Annotated in this window: 11 protein-coding genes, 1 tRNA gene and 1 pseudogene; 12 read left to right on the top strand and 1 reads right to left on the bottom strand. The window is 41.2% G+C overall.

Annotated elements, in window-relative coordinates; all coding sequences use genetic code 11:
* Positions 1 to 56: 56 nt before the first annotated feature.
* From lptF to tusA, 3 genes are all read left to right on the top strand, one after another.
* The gene (lptF, locus tag A4A70_RS01500) at positions 57 to 1,160 is read left to right on the top strand and encodes an LPS export ABC transporter permease LptF (RefSeq protein ID WP_067568287.1); all 1,104 of its coding nucleotides are present in this window, start codon (positions 57 to 59) and stop codon (positions 1,158 to 1,160) included.
* Positions 1,160 to 2,227, top strand: coding sequence for an LPS export ABC transporter permease LptG (lptG, locus tag A4A70_RS01495; protein ID WP_067567822.1), 1,068 nt, complete (start codon positions 1,160 to 1,162; stop codon positions 2,225 to 2,227). The genes lptF and lptG overlap by 1 nt, the downstream gene beginning before the upstream one ends.
* A 192-nt stretch (positions 2,228 to 2,419) precedes the next feature.
* Positions 2,420 to 2,674, top strand: a complete 255-nt coding sequence (gene tusA / locus A4A70_RS01490; protein ID WP_067567820.1) for a sulfurtransferase TusA — start codon at positions 2,420 to 2,422, stop codon at positions 2,672 to 2,674.
* A 248-nt stretch (positions 2,675 to 2,922) separates the two neighbouring features.
* Here the strand turns inward: tusA and rsmD are convergent, their stop codons facing one another.
* Positions 2,923 to 3,507 (bottom strand): 16S rRNA (guanine(966)-N(2))-methyltransferase, encoded by a 585-nt coding sequence (gene rsmD / locus A4A70_RS01485; RefSeq protein ID WP_067567818.1) that lies wholly within the window; start codon positions 3,505 to 3,507, stop codon positions 2,923 to 2,925.
* A gap of 95 nt (positions 3,508 to 3,602) precedes the next feature.
* On the opposite strand from rsmD, the gene ftsY reads away from it, so the two are divergent.
* From ftsY to trhO, 9 genes and pseudogenes are all read left to right on the top strand, one after another.
* Entirely contained in the window at positions 3,603 to 4,946 is a 1,344-nt protein-coding gene (ftsY, locus tag A4A70_RS01480; protein WP_067567816.1) for a signal recognition particle-docking protein FtsY, read from the top strand.
* A gap of 162 nt (positions 4,947 to 5,108) precedes the next feature.
* A complete protein-coding gene (gene rpoH, locus A4A70_RS01475) occupies positions 5,109 to 5,969 on the top strand; it encodes an RNA polymerase sigma factor RpoH (protein ID WP_067567814.1) in 861 nt (286 codons plus the stop codon).
* 501 nt (positions 5,970 to 6,470) lie between these two features.
* A complete protein-coding gene (gene mrcA, locus A4A70_RS01470) occupies positions 6,471 to 9,008 on the top strand; it encodes a peptidoglycan glycosyltransferase/peptidoglycan DD-transpeptidase MrcA (protein ID WP_067567812.1) in 2,538 nt (845 codons plus the stop codon).
* Between the two features lie 391 nt (positions 9,009 to 9,399).
* Positions 9,400 to 10,044, top strand: a complete 645-nt coding sequence (gene clpP, locus A4A70_RS01465) for an ATP-dependent Clp endopeptidase proteolytic subunit ClpP (RefSeq protein WP_067567810.1) — start codon at positions 9,400 to 9,402, stop codon at positions 10,042 to 10,044.
* A 130-nt stretch (positions 10,045 to 10,174) separates the two neighbouring features.
* The gene (clpX, locus tag A4A70_RS01460; RefSeq protein ID WP_067567808.1) at positions 10,175 to 11,449 is read left to right on the top strand and encodes an ATP-dependent protease ATP-binding subunit ClpX; all 1,275 of its coding nucleotides are present in this window, start codon (positions 10,175 to 10,177) and stop codon (positions 11,447 to 11,449) included.
* 196 nt (positions 11,450 to 11,645) lie between these two features.
* Complete coding sequence (lon, locus tag A4A70_RS01455) at positions 11,646 to 14,006, top strand: endopeptidase La (RefSeq protein WP_067567807.1); 2,361 nt, start codon at positions 11,646 to 11,648, stop codon at positions 14,004 to 14,006.
* 248 nt (positions 14,007 to 14,254) lie between these two features.
* Complete coding sequence (locus A4A70_RS01450; RefSeq protein ID WP_067567805.1) at positions 14,255 to 15,688, top strand: SurA N-terminal domain-containing protein; 1,434 nt, start codon at positions 14,255 to 14,257, stop codon at positions 15,686 to 15,688.
* A gap of 223 nt (positions 15,689 to 15,911) precedes the next feature.
* Positions 15,912 to 15,987, top strand: a tRNA-Asn gene (locus A4A70_RS01445).
* 252 nt (positions 15,988 to 16,239) lie between these two features.
* Positions 16,240 to 17,109, top strand: a pseudogene (gene trhO, locus A4A70_RS01440) (oxygen-dependent tRNA uridine(34) hydroxylase TrhO); the annotation flags it as partial.
* Positions 17,110 to 17,210 lie beyond the last annotated feature (101 nt).

Genomic DNA, 17,210 nt, shown 5'->3' with positions numbered 1-17,210 from the left:
TTCAGAATATGATGGTTGATTTTTTTGTAGCAAAACAAGTTGTTATAGGCAACAATGTGATAATCACTAAATATTTGGTGTGGGAAATATTTAAGAATCAGCTTGCTATTTTATTCGTCCTGTTTTTAATTTTTTTTTGTCAAAAGCTCGTGCGGATTTTAGGCGCTTCTGTAGATGGAGATATCCCCATCAATCTGATGGTATCTTTACTCTGGCTGGGTATGCCTGAAATGGCGCAATTGATCCTACCTCTTAGTTTGTTTATGGGATTGTTGATGACCTTGAGCCGTATGTACACAGAAAACGAAATAACGGTTATGTATGCCTGCGGCCTAGGTAAAAACGTTCTAATTCGTGCAACGTTGATACTCAGTATCATCACTGCCCTATTGGCAGCAGTGAATGTTATTTGGATTTCGCCCTGGTCATCGCGGCATCAAAACCAGGTAATATCCGAAGCTCATGCCAATCCTAACATAGCGGTGCTGATAGAGAGGCAATTTAAACCGTTAGAAAACGGTAATTTGGTACTATTTATCGGTAAGATTAAGGAAAAAATATTTGAGCATGTATTTCTAGCGCAGCTCAACCATAGCGGTAAGATGCGGCCATCTGTGGTTATGGCAGATCGTGGCCATATAATTCATCGACCTGACGGTTCGCAGTTAATTATTTTAGATAAAGGAACCCGCTATGAGGGTACTGCGTTACTGCGCGATTTCCGTATTACCCATTTTAACCAATATAAAACAATTATTGGACATCGTACCGTAACAGCAGACCGCATCAAAGCGGAACAGATGAATATGCATCAACTCTGGCAATCGTCTGATACGGAAGCGCGCGCTGAACTTCATTGGCGCATTACGCTTGTAATATCTGTACTAATTATGGCGATGATAAGCTTTCCGCTTTCTTCAGTGAATCCCCGTAAAAGACGGGTTTTGAACATGTTGCCTGCCATGATGCTGTATTTGATTTTTTTCTTGTTACAAACTTCGATGCACTCTAATGGTGCAAGAGGCAAACACGATCCGATGCTCTGGATATGGTTAACTAATACGGTGTATCTAGTACTGGCACTAGTTATAAATTTATGGGATAGCCTCCCGGCACGCAGGCTGCGCAGGAGGTTATGGTATGTGAAAGGAACAGTTTGATGTTTGGTGTTTTAGATCGCTATCTTGGTAAGATTATTTTTAATGCCATTATGATAACCGTATGTTTTCTAGTATCGCTATCTGGAATGATAAAATTCGTAGAACAGCTGCGTAAAGTAGGTCAGGGAGAATATTCAACATTAGGAGCTGGTATATTTACTCTATGTAGTCTACCAAAAGATATCGAGCTATTATTACCTATGGCAGCTCTGTTAGGCGCGCTGTGGGGGCTGGGGAAGCTTACTACTACTAGCGAATTAGTAGTTATGCAGGCGTCATGTTTTACCCGTGCGCAGATTGCCAGCTCAGTGATGAAAACTGCTATTCCACTGGTGCTGTTAACAATGGCTATCAGCGAATGGTTAGCTCCTTTAGGGGAGAAAATGGCATATAATTACCGCAATAAAATGATTTACGGTGGCTCGATACTTTCCAGGCAAAATATGTTATGGTTTAAGGATAATAACGATTATATTTTTATAGAACAAATAGTTGGTAGCCATAAACTAGTTGGTATCAATATTTATCATTTTGACAAAGCGGAACGTCTGCTATCACTACGCTACGCTGCGACAGCTACCTACTCCAATGGTAGGTGGAAGTTGTCGCAGGTGGAAGAATCCTATTTGACCAACGACAAGCAGATAACAGGTCGGCAGACTTTTAGTGAAGAATGGGATACTAACCTTACACCGGATAAACTAAGTATAGTGGCGCTAGAACCAAGTTCACTATCTATTTCTGGTCTATATAATTACGTCAATTATCTGAAACAAAATAAACAGGAATCTAAGCGTTATCAGCTGAATATGTGGAGTAAAATATTCTTGCCGTTATCAATTTCGGTGATGATGCTAATGGCGTTAGCTTTTATCTTCGGGCCGCTACATAGTAGATCTATGGGGATGATTGTCGTCATAGGCATCAGCTTTGGTTTCTTATTTTACGTGCTTAATCAAATTTTCGGATTATTAATTTTAGTTTATAATATACAGCCATTTTTTGGTGCATTACTTCCCAGTTTAGCGTTTATGATAATTAGTATTATATTATTAAATTATAGATAATATGATATAATAAATACTTTATTAAACTATTTAATTATTTTTAATAAGGCTTAACTCCAGTGAGTTAAGCTAAAAACTATAAATATAATAGTTTACTACTGTAACGTACAACTAAAGAATATTAGGATACTAGTTTAACTAGCGTAAACTATAATTTTTACATAATTCCAATGAGCTAAATAGCGCTTATTTATGTCTGATATATTTACTATTGCTGATAAAATATTAGACGTACGTGGTCTTCAATGCCCAGAACCATTGATGATCGTGCGTAAAACCATTCGTGACATGAATGATGGGCAGAAACTAGTGATTATCACCGATGATCTAGCCACTACTCGCGATATTCCCAGTTTTTGCCGATATATGGAGCATGCCCTATTAGCGCAGTCTACTGAACATTTTCCTTATCTTTATTTACTACGTAAGGGTCTTATAATAAATTAACTTTTGTCCAACAATCAATATGCATGCATCCATAGAAAGACTCACAGATATAGCAACTAAAAGCTAATAATATAGATAATAAAATAGTTGGTGAAAATTAACAGTCGGCTTGATTTGCACGAGCAGCACTAAAATAAATTAATTAATAATATAAATTAATTAATCATTAAATTAATTATTGTAAGCTAAAAATTAAATAGCATCTATCTTTTAGATAAAAATCAAAATAGTACATTAATATATTTAATTTATAGTATATTCTGCCTGATATACAGGCGGTAAGCTACTTGCCCGGCTACTTTTTTCTTATATAATTGCCAGTTAGCTGGCACTATAGTTTCGGCACTATCGATTGCTTGTTCAATATAAATCCAGGCTTCATTAGCTAGATGTCGATGCTTTTCCAGTAATGCTACTGTGCGTTCAATCATTCCCTGACGAAAGGGTGGATCGATAAATACTACATCAAACGCTGTGCTCGGTTGTTCTAGCCACCGTAGACTATTAGCAGTAATTAATTGGGCCTGATATGCCTGCAGCAATTTCAAATTTTTTGCGAGCTGTGCACTTACTGTTAAATCTTGTTCCAGCAAAATTACGCTGGCAGCGGCGCGTGAGATCGCTTCCAATCCTAACGCACCGCTGCCGGCAAAACAATCAAGACAGTGTTTCCCATGAATTACCGGTGCCAGCCAATTAAACAGCGTTTCGCGCACCCGGTTAGTGGTTGGTCTTAGATCCTGGCTGTACGGCAGCGGTAGTTTTCTACCGCGCCAACGGCCGCCAATAATGCGGATTTGACCAGCAGGTCTAAACAAAAAATTTTTATTCATAAATATTGATATCTTGATTAAGAGTCAACGAGTGTAAAAAACTAACCTTATTTTTTTATAAAAAAAATAAACTCAATCGAGGATTAAAGTCACAAATGGCAAAAAAGAAAAAGCTAGGTTTCTTTTCTAGGTTTGGTTTTAGCTATAGCAATGATAGCATAAGCCAGATAGAAGCCACTTTAAGTGATCAACCATCATCTATTAACGTGGCGATGAAGAACTCTGTAGATATTGCCACAGCTAAATCAACTGCTGTTCCTAGGACTAGAACGCCGGATAAAAACCTTCGGGCGGAAATTGCTCCGGTTGATTTTGTGCGTAAGCATGATGATGTGCAGTACATCTCCAAAAAAAATGTTTACATTCCAGAATTAAAAGCTTCGTTGCAGGATTATACTGTCTTTAGTAATCAAAGTTTAGCAGCTGAAAAGACGCTCACTGCATACGAAACTTTAGCCGCAGTAGGTAACTTAGATTCCACTAATAGTCGAGCTTTAGATACTGAGCTGCCAGAAATACGCTCCGGTTTTTTTACCAGGTTAAAAAACAGTTTGATGAAAACTAGGCAGAATCTGGGATCTGGATTTATCAAATTGTTCAGCAGTAAAAAAATCGATAATGATCTTTTTGAAGCATTAGAAGAACAATTACTCGTTGCTGATGTGGACGTCAATACTACGCGAAAAATTATTAATAGCTTGATAGAGTATGCCAATCATCGTCATATAAAGGATACCGAAGTACTCTACAGTAAATTACGCGAAGAAATGGCGGCTATCCTTACGACGGTTGAAAGGCCGCTAGTCATTACAGGAAAATTGCCGTTTATCATATTGATGGTCGGTGTTAATGGTGTAGGGAAAACTACTACCATCGGCAAGTTAGCACATCAATATCAATCAGAAGGAAAAAGTCTAATGTTGGCGGCAGGAGATACCTTTCGGGCGGCTGCAATAGAACAATTGCAAGTGTGGGGAGAAAGAAACAATATACCGGTGATTGCACAACATACTGGCGCCGATGCTGCTTCGGTTATCTTCGATGCCATTCAGGCCGCTAAAGCGCACGGAATTGATATACTAATAGCTGATACAGCCGGACGACTGCAAAATAAAACACCTTTAATGGAAGAATTAAAGAAAATAGTCCGGGTAATAAAAAAACAGGACGTCAATGCCTCTTATGAGATCATGCTGATTATTGACGCTTGCACTGGGCAAAATTCCGTGATCCAGACCAATTTATTCCATAACGCAGTAGGTTTGACGGGCATTGCATTGACCAAATTGGATGGTACCGCCAAAGGCGGAGTTATTTTTTCTATTGCTGAACGTTTCAACATTCCGATTCGCTATATCGGTGTTGGAGAAGGTATAGATGATTTGCAGCCCTTTAAAGCTCACGATTTTATTGAAGCACTTTTTGCTCGAGAGAATTAAAGGCGCTAAAGTGCTAGAAGATGATGCGACCATGAAGTTTTAACTAGTTAACCCACTAATATTTTTATGTATAATCAATCTTAAATATTAAGATTATCTTTCTTAAGTAAGAAGACGGTGTAAAATCTAACACCGTCGTAAATGTTTAACGAGAGGTTATAAATGGTCAAAGATATGCAAGTGTTAGCTTATGTACCCCAAGGTAGTTTGGAAGCCTATATGAGGGTCGCCAATGCCTATCCGATGCTTACTGCTGAGGAAGAGTGGGCACTAGCTGAACTGCTGCATTATCAGGGCGATTTGGAAGCGGCCAAGCAGCTGATTCTGTCTCATCTACGTTTTGTAATTCATATTACGCGTAACTATTCTGGTTACGGCCTACCCCAGGCTGACCTGATTCAGGAAGGCAATATTGGTTTAATGAAAGCTGTACGACGTTTTAATCCTGAAGTTGGTGTACGTCTAGTATCATTTGCCGTTCATTGGATAAAAGCGGAAATACATGAATATGTGCTACGTAACTGGCGTATTGTTAAGGTAGCGACGACCAAGGCACAGCGCAAATTATTTTTCAACTTGCGTAGAACCAAGCAGCGTCTCGGTTGGTTTAATCAAGATGAGGTAGAAATGGTCGCCAAAGAACTAGGCGTAACCAGCAAAGATGTCCGCGAAATGGAGTCCCGTATGGCAGCACAGGATATGACTTTCGATCCCGCACCAGAAGAGGATGTTCGCGAAGGGCAGTTTATAGCGCCGATGCTTTATCTTCAGGATAAAGCATCTGATTTCGCCAATGTTATTGAAGAGAATAACTGGGACGATCACGCTGCCGATAAGTTAAGTGCAGCCCTAAAAGAGCTGGATGAGCGCAGTCAGGATATTATCCGTGCACGCTGGCTGGTTGAAGACGACAAGAGTACTTTGCAGGAGCTGGCTGATCGCTACGGTGTTTCCGCAGAGCGGATACGCCAGTTAGAAAAAAACGCTATGAGAAAAATACGTTTAACAATAGAAGACGCTTGATTTTAATATTACCTTGCTTTAATTAAGGTAATCGCTGATAGCTCAACGCCGGTCTTAATTATGTTTAATTATTTATTATTTTTAATTCGTGCCGCGTAAATGTATAATTTAGCTATTGATGAATGGAGGATCTGCTGTATAAAAACTACTTATCTATTAAGTTAAGTAACGAATCTCTATTTGAGATCTATTTGAAATTTTACTAAAATTAGTATATCTTTTAGTGTTCATGAGACTTCTTACAGAAGAAGTCTCATGAACCATTAAATAACATGAGCTACCAGCAGCAGTAGTATCAATGTATATTGATTATATAATTCAGCCTGATCAAGAAATCAGGTTTCTGTACTTCTATAATAAAATGAAATTCAGCTCCATCATTTCTCTTTTTTTAGACGCTGTAATTAAATTATATATCCAAATCTCAAGACAAAAATTTTATAATATCTTGGTGATCTGATAAATAAACTACTGCATAAACTACAAAATGGGAATTTCTTAGTGAAGTTAGTAAAATATTTATTTATCTTTGCAATGTGTTGTATTGTGTTGGCAGCTACTTTGATATTTGGTATGTATTACTATCTCAGACCTCAATTACCAGACGTGGCAGCACTGAAAGACATCCGTTTACAGACTCCCATGCAAGTTTTTTCAGCAGATGCCAAGCTTATCGCCCAATACGGTGAAAAACGCCGCATACCGCTCAGACTAGATCAAATACCACACGAATTAGTGCTCGCATTTGTCGCTACTGAAGACAACCGGTTTTACGAGCATCACGGCTTAGATCCTGTAGGTATCTTGCGTGCTGCATCCATAGCCTTCCTTTCAGGACACGCTTCTCAGGGAGCAAGTACCATTACGCAGCAGTTGGCGCGCAACTTTTTTCTTAGTCCAGAACGAACGATTATTCGCAAGATTAAAGAGGCTATTTTAGCGGTGCGGATAGAGCAAATGCTCAGTAAAGATGAAATTTTAAAACTTTATCTGAACAAAATTTACATGGGTTACCGCGCTTATGGGGTAGGAGCGGCGGCGCAAGTATATTTTGGTAAAGAGGTTAGTAAGCTAACATTAAGTGAAATGGCGATGATTGCCGGTTTGCCAAAGGCTCCCTCCACGTTCAACCCTCTTTACTCTCCAGAACGGGCGCTAGCGCGGCGTAATACCGTTTTAGCTCAGATGCGTGATAGGAATTACATCACTCAATCTGCATACCAAAAAGCGCATGAATCTGCACTAATAGTGCATTATCATTTACCAGAAATAGACTTTTCTGCGCCCTATGTATCGGAAATGGTGCGACAGGATATGTTGAAACGCTACGGTGACAATGCCTATACCAAAGGTCTGAAGGTTTACACCACCATTAATAAAACGCTACAACAGGCAGCGCAGACCGTAGTACGCAACAATGTCTTAGCCTACGATAGGCGCCATGGTTATCATGGTCCGCACAAGATATTATGGAAAGTAGACGAAACGCCATGGGATGCGCAGCGTATCTGCACAATTCTAAAAACCTTGCCTGTATATGGCCCGCTGCACGCGGCAGTCATTACTGAGGTTGATACTGAAGGTGCTGTAGCCATGATGGTCGACGGCAGCAGTGTATTTTTGGACATGGCCGGTATACGTTGGGCGCGGAAATTTAAGAGTGATACTCAGCAGGGGCAGACACCAAAGAAGGCAACTGACGTAATACAGGTAGGTCAGCAGGTCTGGATACGTCAGGTTAATGATGGCTGCTGGTGGCTAAGTCAAGTACCGGACGTCAATGCTGCTCTGGTCTCGCTTGATCCGCATGATGGTGCAATCAAAGCATTAGTTGGAGGCTTTGATTTTAATCAAAGTAAATTTAACCGAGTTACTCAAGCATTGCGCCAGGTTGGTTCGAATATTAAGCCGTTTCTATATACCGCCGCGCTAGATAAGGGATTGACTTTGGCGACTATTTTAAATGATGCGCCTATCTCCCGCTGGGACGCAGGATCCAGCTCCGCCTGGCGCCCACGTAACTCGCCGCCAACTTATTTAGGTCCGATTCGTCTGCGTCAGGGATTAGGTCAGTCAAAAAACGTAGTGATGGTACGCGCTATGCGCGCTATGGGGGTGGATTACGCTGCACAATATTTGCAGCGGTTCGGTTTCCCAGTGCAGAATATCGTCCATACTGAATCATTGGCGCTTGGTTCCGCCTCATTTACGCCTATGCAGCTGGTTCGGGGTTATGCGGTGCTGGCTAATGGTGGCTATTTAGTAGACCCTTACTTGATAACCAAAGTTACTGATGAAAAAGATCATATACTGTTTGAGGCTAAGCCAAAAGTTGTCGGCAACAATTATGACTTTCCGGTCATCTATAGTAGTGTGCAAAAATCTGCTATTTTTTCTGATAACAGCATGGAAAAAATGATAGTTTCCCACCAACTTAATAGCAGTACGGTACCGCGACTGGAACGCATATCTCTGGCAGCTGATGCACAGCTCTATGCCCCACACGTGATAAGTACACCGCTATCATTTTTAATGCGTGACGCGCTCAACAGTAATATTTTCGGTGAACCAGGCTGGCTGGGTACAGGTTGGCGCGCTGCCTATGATCTCAAGCGCCATGATATCGGCGGCAAAACCAGCACCACCAATGATTCTAAAGATGCCTGGTTTTCAGGCTATGGTCCAGGTACTGTAACAACAGTATGGATAGGCTTCGATGATCACCGCCGTAATTTAGGCAGGACTACGGCTTACGACACTATTGATCAAATTGCCGGTATAGAAAGCGGAGCTAAGAGCGCCCAGCCAATTTGGGACGATTATATGAAGATAGCGCTGGAAGGTGTACCAGAGGAGAAACAGGAGCCCCCACTGGGTATCGTCACCGTTATTATTGATAAAAACAGCGGTAAACTATCAATAGAAAACGATAACAGCCGGCAAGAATACTTTATTGCTGGTACCCAGCCTAAAGAGTGGATCTTGCATGAAATTAAAATGACCGTTATGGATAACGGTAATCAGAAGGAACTCTTTTAATCAAAGAAAGTAGGATGCCTGCAAAAATCATAATTTTTATTCTTCGCCGGTGCCAAATTAGTTGCACTATGCCAACTTTTACCTTGTAAGTAGCGACTTACTAAAACTTAATTATTTTCCATTATATATTGAATTATTTTATAGTATATTATACTGGATAACGAGCTCTTCCTCTTCTGTACCGAAAATAGATACTGACGACGATTGACCAAAGCTTCAATAAATACAAGTCTGCCATAGAACACATATTACAAAATACAAAATAATTGTTAAGACTAAACTGATGATCACAGCTATTAAGATATGGCTAGAGGGCTTATTCCTACTTACAATTTTATAATAATTAAGCGCCGATAGTAAGCGCCGATAGATTGATTTCTAGGAGATAATCATGTCGTATAATGGCAAACAAGATAACATTGCACCGCATATGGGTCTTGTGCCCATGGTAGTTGAACAAACTTCACGCGGTGAGCGTTCATATGATATCTTTTCACGTTTGTTAAAAGAGAGAATCATCTTTATGACCGGCATAATCGAAGATTATATGGCTAATTTAATCACTGCGCAGCTGATATTTTTAGAAGCAGAAAACCCAGAAAAAGATATTTATCTGTATATAAACTCTCCAGGCGGGGTTATTACCGCTGGCATGTCAATTTATGATACTATGCAATTCATTAAACCAGATATAAGCACTTTTTGTATGGGGCAAGCCGCTTCTATGGGAGCATTTTTGCTGTCAGCTGGTACTAAGGGTAAACGTTTTTGCCTACCTAATTCACGGGTGATGATCCATCAGCCGTTGGGTAGCTTCCAAGGTCAGGCCACCGATATTGAAATCCACGCCCGAGAAATTCTCAAGGTCAAGGCACGAATGAATGAATTAATTGCAAAACATACGGAACAACTTCTACAAGTTGTAGAGCATGATACCGAACGCGATCGTTTTCTCTCAGCAGCGGAGGCCGTAGACTATGGATTAGTAGATGCCATCTTGAGCCAGCGTGAGTCATTGCCTAACGGCAGCAATTAATAATTTAATTTAGTGCGTCTCTTAGTAGCTATCTGCTTTTCCGGCGATATTGAGTTCAGCCGTCAAGTTTCCGCCCTGATTAGCCTGCCTAATAAACAGGATAAAAATAAAATAATAATGAGGTTTACTGATGACAGATAAACACAAAGACGGTTCAGATAAACTTATGTATTGCTCTTTCTGCGGTAAAAGCCAGCATGAAGTGCGTAAATTAATTGCTGGGCTGTCGGTGTATATCTGCGATGAATGTGTTAATTTATGTAACAATATTATCCGTGAAGAAGTCACAGAAGTAACTTCATACCGCGAACGCAGCGCGCTACCAGCTCCCCATAAAATCCGCTATCACCTTGACGGTTATGTCATCGGTCAGGAAAAAGCTAAAAAAGTGCTTGCGGTCGCGGTATATAATCACTACAAGCGCTTAAAAAATTATTATATCAATAATGCCATTGAGTTAGGCAAAAGCAATATTTTACTAATAGGACCTACTGGCAGCGGTAAAACACTGTTGGCAGAAACTTTGGCTCGATTCCTAGACGTACCTTTTATCATGGCTGACGCTACAACTCTAACAGAAGCCGGATATGTAGGAGAAGATGTGGAAAACATCATTCAGAGACTCCTGCAAAAATGCGATTACGATGTACAACAGGCCCAGCGTGGTATAGTGTACATTGATGAAATTGATAAAATTTCTCGTAAATCAGATCACCCTTCCATCACTCGCGACGTCTCCGGAGAAGGAGTGCAGCAGGCGTTACTTAAACTGATCGAGGGTACTATAGCTGCGGTACCACCACAGGGTGGGAGGAAACATCCGCAACAAGAATTCTTACAAGTAGACACTTCCAATATTTTATTTATTTGCGGTGGTGCTTTCGCCGGACTTGATAAATTGATTGAACAGCGTACAGAAACAAAGCGTGGTATCGGTTTTAGCGCTGCCGTAAAGGGCAGATCAGAGAAGATGAGCGAAGGAGAGCTTCTGGCACAGGTAGAGCCAGAAGATTTGATTAAATTTGGTCTGATTCCAGAATTTATTGGCCGATTGCCAGTGGTAGCTACACTTAATGAATTAAATGAAGAAACGTTAATTAAGATCCTACATGAACCGAAAAATGCCCTTACTAAACAGTATCAGGCGCTTTTTAAGCTAGAAGGCGTCGAACTAGAATTTCATGATAAAGCGCTCACGGCTATAGCTAAAAAGGCAATGGCGCGTAAAACTGGCGCCCGCGGTTTACGTTCTATAGTTGAAAGTGCACTACTGGAAGTTATGTATTCATTGCCTTCTCAAGATAGAGTGGAAAAAGTAGTAATTGATGAAGCAGTAATCGCTGGTCATTCTAAGCCGTTGATTATATACGGTAAGCAAGAAGCACAGCAGACATCCAGCGAATAAGGCAATACTTTCGGTGTTTATATCATTTATTCAGTGTATAAACGGGGTATTTTTTAACCTATTTTTATGATTAGCTTCCATTGAATGGAAGCGATTATACCCCCATATAATCAAGTGGTTAATTGTTAAAATAGGTAATAACCGAGGTGTTAAACAACCTACAAACCTGGCGGAAGCTAAACCAAGAGAGAGCTCTATGAATGCTGAGCGTTCCGAACGCATAGAAATCCCCGTATTGCCTCTGCGCGATGTGGTGGTTTATCCGCACATGGTAATTCCGCTATTTGTCGGCCGAGAAAAATCAATTAGGTGTCTTGAAGCAGCCATGGATAGTGATAAAAAAATCATGTTAGTGGCCCAAAAAGAAGCGTCAACCGACGAGCCTGGTATAAACGATCTTTTTTCAGTCGGAACGGTATCGTCCATTCTGCAAATGCTTAAACTGCCAGACGGCACGGTAAAAGTGCTGGTGGAAGGTTTGACCCGCGCCCGCATCGAGCAATTAGCGGACAGCGGCGATCATTTTATCGCTGAGGTAGCTTATTTTAATAAGTCAGAACTAGATGAACGCGAGCAGGAAGTTTTAATGCGCACCGCAATCAATCAGTTCGAAGGCTATATTAAACTCAATAAAAAAATCCCACCTGAAGTGCTGACATCACTCAATAGTATTGATGATGCCGCGCGTCTAGCTGATACCATTGCAGCCCATATGCCGCTGAATTTAAACGATAAGCAGTTATTGTTGGAAATGATCTCAGTGACCGAACGATTGGAATATCTGATGTCTATACTGGAGTCCGAGATTGATTTGCTGCAGGTAGAAAAACGTATCCGCAATCGTGTTAAAAAGCAGATGGAAAAAAGCCAGCGTGAATATTATCTAAATGAGCAAATGAAGGCAATTCAGAAAGAATTGGGCGAAATAGATGATTCACTTGATGAAAACGAAGCTCTCAAGCGCAAGATAGAAGCAGCTAAAATGTCTCAAGAAGCTCGGGAAAAGACCGAGGCTGAACTGCAAAAATTGAAAATGATGTCACCAATATCCGCTGAGGCAACTGTGGTGCGTAGCTATATCGAATGGATGTTGTCAATGCCCTGGCATACCCGCAGCAAAGTTAAAAAAAACCTAGTTAAGGCTCAAGATATTCTTGATAAGGATCACTATGGCTTGGAACGTGTTAAAGATCGAATTTTAGAATATCTAGCAGTACAAAGCCGCATCAGTAAAATTAAAGGGCCAATCTTGTGTCTAGTAGGACCGCCAGGTGTGGGCAAAACATCACTTGGAAAATCTATCGCCAAAGCTACCGGTCGCCAGTACGTGCGTATGGCTCTAGGGGGCGTGCGAGACGAGGCGGAAATACGCGGTCACCGCCGTACATATATTGGCTCCATGCCAGGTAAGCTTATTCAAAAAATGTCAAAAGTTGGTGTTAAAAACCCGCTGTTTCTGCTAGATGAAATTGATAAAATGTCCTCAGATATGCGTGGTGATCCAGCTTCGGCGCTGCTAGAGGTGCTTGATCCCGAACAGAATGTGGCATTTAACGATCATTACCTGGAAGTAGATTACGATCTATCGGATGTAATGTTTGTTGCTACATCTAATTCGATGAATATCCCTGCACCGTTACTCGACCGTATGGAGATCATACGCCTTTCGGGCTACACCGAAGATGAGAAGTTAAACATCGCTCGCCAGCACCTGTTACCGAAGCAGCTAGAACGCAACGCGCTGAAAGAAGGCGAGTTGACTGTTGAAGATAACGTGCTGGTGAGTATAATCCGTTATTATACTCGAGAAGCCGGGGTGCGTAGTCTAGAACGAGAAATATCTAAGCTATGCCGCAAGGCAGTAAAGACTCTACTGATAGATAAGCACACCAAACACGTCACGATTAGCTGCAATAACCTGAAGGACTTCCTTGGTGTGCAGCGGTTTAATTACGGAAGTGCAGAGTTAGAAAACCGAATTGGGCAGGTTACTGGATTGGCTTGGACCGAAGTAGGTGGCGACCTGTTGACTATTGAAACTGTATGCGTACCAGGCAAAGGCAAACTAACTTATACTGGCTCGCTGGGGGAAGTTATGCAGGAATCAATCCAGGCTGCTCTAACAGTAGTTCGGGCACGTGCAGCTAAGCTTAGCATCAATCCAGATTTTTACGAAAAGTGGGATATACATGTGCACGTGCCTGAAGGCGCCACCCCCAAGGATGGACCAAGTGCCGGTATTGCTATGTGCACTGCACTGGTTTCCTGCCTTACCGGTAACCCAGTAAAGGCCGATGTAGCGATGACCGGCGAAATAACCCTGCGCGGGCAGGTTCTACCAATAGGCGGACTGAAGGAAAAACTCCTAGCAGCACACCGCGGCGGCATCAAAACTGTGCTAATTCCTTATGAAAATAAAAGAGATTTGGAAGATATGCCGGCTAAAGTGATAAATGACTTAAATATTCATCCAGTACAGCGCATCGACAAGGTACTAAATTTTGCTCTGCAAAACTCTCCATTCGTCATTACAGTTACTCCAGAAACAGTAAGATAAGCAGTTTATATAAAAATCACTAATCACTAGTAAAAAAAATGAATCATAACGATTAGTGTTGTTATATGACGAAGAAAGAGAATGGATAATGTGCTTATTTTGCTAATAGTTCTCATTTTAATGAGAGGAGTAGCTTTTTTTATGTTCAGCCGCACTATTAATTAGTACACACTATATTATCTATTACTATTAACAATAGTACTATTTATACTACTATTAATATAGTACAGTGGAGTGTTGATCATATCATGATGGACAATTTATGTGCGGCCGCTAATCACGTCGTGATAAAAATTATTTTAGGGCTGATTGCTATTTCATTAGTACTAACTGAAGCTAGATATTATTTTATTGGCAGTAATGAAGACTATGCCGCTAAGATAAATGGGCAGCAGATAAGCCACGCACAGCTTGACCAGGCGGTGCAGAATGTACTTAACCTTCAGCAGAATTCTATGGGTGAGCAAGTTAAACTAGCTGCTGAAGGCTATATGCACCAAATGCGTCAACAGGTGCTATCAAATTTGATTAATGAAACACTACTGGATCAATACGCGGAGAAACTTGGGCTAACTATCAGCGATGAGCAAATTAAACAGGCAATATTCGCTCTTCCTGCTTTTATAACTAATAATAAATTTGACAACAAGAAATTTCAGGCCCAGCTTAATAAGCTGGGGTTAACCCCAGCTCAATATGCCACCTTAATAGGTAAGCAATTACTTACTCAGCAATTGATACAAGGCATCGGTAGGACCGGTTTTCTACTACCAGACGAAATAAACCGCCTACTAGCGATCGTCGTGCAGACCCGCGATGTGCGGCTCGCTACGTTTAATATTGCGTTGCTCGCGGCAAAGCAAAGTACAAGCCAAGCTGAAATTCAGACTAGCTATAATCTGCATAAAAATCAGTACCTGTCTCCTGAAGTTTTCAGGGTAAGCTATATACTTATGGATGCGAAGGATAAGTTGAGCGATATCAATACTGTCAGCAAAAAGATGCTAGCGTCAGAGAAAATCGCTGCTGCTGGTGGTATTAAGCTCAATCAAACTGGGTGGTTCAGTCGTGACAACGTGCCAGTTGAGTTGAACTACGATACAGTAAAAAAGGTGCTCTTCGATGGCTCTCTGTGGAAAAAAAACTGGATAGGTAGCAATTCTACCATTATAACCGTCGAAGGCAATCGTGCTTTTATTATCTGCATCGCCGAGCATAAACAAGAAAGCTTTCAGCCACTAGACGCGGTACGCGCGCAGTTGGAGCAAGAATTGAAGCGACAGAAAGCCTTTGAGCAAGCCCAGGTAGATGCTAGTAAAATGTTGGTCGCGCTTAATAAGGGAAAAGTTGATGCAGCTGCTCTTAACGTGAGAGAAGCCGGTATGAGCTTCAGTTTACCGCAGCATTTCGATTCCTTCGATCAAGAAAGTTCGCTGGCGCAAGCCGTATTTATGCTACCGAAACCGGTACAGGGTCAAAGCAGTTATGGTCTAGCCAACGATAAACAGGGAAATTTAGTGCTTATAGCGCTTGATAGCGTGAAGCCTAGACAGTTAAACGATCAACAGCACAAGCTGTTTGTGGAACAATTGAATCAAGGCATGATTAGCCTAACCTTTGAGGCACTACTGAAAAATCTTCGCAGTACGGGAAAGATTAAAATCGGTACGATTGCATCCTAGATTAGGCGAGATAGATAATCGATCTAGGTGATGAAGATTACAGATAGTTAATAGATACTTAATTGTTATTTATATAATTAACATACTGAACTGAAAATTATAAAACCTAAAAGAATATTAGGTGTCCGATGTTAGTTAGTTGCTAACCCAGGTAGGGTTATTTATCGTTTTTATCTTTGACAACCATTGAATTATCTGCTATCATTCCGACTGATTTTATAATTCCTCTGTAGTTCAGTTGGTAGAACGGCGGACTGTTAATCCGTATGTCACTGGTTCGAGTCCAGTCAGAGGAGCCAAGTTTATGTCTGTTTAGAACAACAGTTGTGATGACATATACTAGAAGAGATACCCTTCAAATGGCTAGCGGTGAAGGTATAACTTATCATCCTATAAGCACCGCGCAGTAGTTGACTATCGTGACAAAAATCATAAGCAAATTATGAGGGACGTTTTTATCTGCTATCACCATCTACAGGAACGTACAGCCAGTGTTATATAAACAGCCAGTGTTATATAATCGGATATCTAATCAGGAATTACGTGCACGCATGTTAGCTGAAAGCGAACAGCGTACAACCGTATCGTTTTATCGTTATTTTTTGCTAAGTGACCCGCAGGGTTTTCGTGACCTGCTTTACCAGGAACTCACCACGCTGCATGTTTTCGGTCGTATCTATATTGCTACAGAAGGCATCAATGCGCAAATCAGCGTACCGCAAAAGCACTTTGATGCTCTGCGCGCGACACTTTATACTCATCCCCAATTAGACAAGGTGAGATTAAATGTCGCGCTCGACGATGATGGCAAATCTTTCTGGGTTCTGCGCATAAAGGTGCGCCCGCGTATTGTTGCCGATGGTATTGATGATCCCACATTAAATATGGCCAACATTGGGCCTTATTTGAAGGCGGAGGAAGTTAACATCCTGGTAGACGATCAGAACGCACTGTTTGTAGATATGCGTAATCATTATGAGTACGAAGTCGGGCATTTCGATAAAGCTATAGAGATCCCCTCTGATACATTCCGCGAGCAGTTACCAATGGCGGTAGAGCTGTTACAGCATTACAAAGACAAGAAAATTATTCTGTACTGTACAGGCGGCATACGCTGTGAGAAAGCCAGCGCCTGGTTGCTTCATAAAGGATTTAATCATGTTTATCAAGTTGAGGGTGGTATAATAGAATACGTCCGCCGCGGACGTAAGCATGGGCTGCCACTGAAATTTATCGGTAAAAACTTCGTCTTCGATGAACGTTTAGTGGAGCGCATTACGCCTGATGTGATCGCACATTGCCATCAATGTGGCGTTTCTTGTGATAGCCACACTAATTGCCGCAATCAAAGATGCCATTTGCTATTTATTCAGTGTCCTGAGTGCGCCAGGAGATACCAAAACTGCTGCAGCATGATATGCCAGAAAAACAGGCCAGCGGCACTGAGCGTAAAACAAGAATTAATTCAGTAAAAAATAATAGTAATAGCAGCTGACCGGTCAACGTACCTACCCTACTAACT

It is taken from the genome of Candidatus Hoaglandella endobia (assembly GCF_900044015.1).
GTDB classification, from domain to species: Bacteria; Pseudomonadota; Gammaproteobacteria; order Enterobacterales; family Enterobacteriaceae; genus Hoaglandella; species Hoaglandella endobia.
Note: the sequence above shows the minus strand (reverse complement) of the source record. Positions and strands in the feature narration are given on the sequence as shown.

Bases quoted from the DNA above. Each gene is read 5' to 3' on its own strand.
- lptG (WP_067567822.1), top strand. From the start codon at position 1,160: ATGTTTGGTGTTTTAGATCGCTATCTTGGTAAGATTATTTTTAATGCC.
- tusA (WP_067567820.1), top strand. From the start codon at position 2,420: ATGTCTGATATATTTACTATTGCTGATAAAATATTAGACGTACGTGGT.
- rsmD (WP_067567818.1), bottom strand. From the start codon at position 3,507: ATGAATAAAAATTTTTTGTTTAGACCTGCTGGTCAAATCCGCATTATT.
- ftsY (WP_067567816.1), top strand. From the start codon at position 3,603: ATGGCAAAAAAGAAAAAGCTAGGTTTCTTTTCTAGGTTTGGTTTTAGC.
- rpoH (WP_067567814.1), top strand. From the start codon at position 5,109: ATGGTCAAAGATATGCAAGTGTTAGCTTATGTACCCCAAGGTAGTTTG.
- clpP (WP_067567810.1), top strand. From the start codon at position 9,400: ATGTCGTATAATGGCAAACAAGATAACATTGCACCGCATATGGGTCTT.
- clpX (WP_067567808.1), top strand. From the start codon at position 10,175: ATGACAGATAAACACAAAGACGGTTCAGATAAACTTATGTATTGCTCT.
- lon (WP_067567807.1), top strand. From the start codon at position 11,646: ATGAATGCTGAGCGTTCCGAACGCATAGAAATCCCCGTATTGCCTCTG.
- A4A70_RS01450 (WP_067567805.1), top strand. From the start codon at position 14,255: ATGATGGACAATTTATGTGCGGCCGCTAATCACGTCGTGATAAAAATT.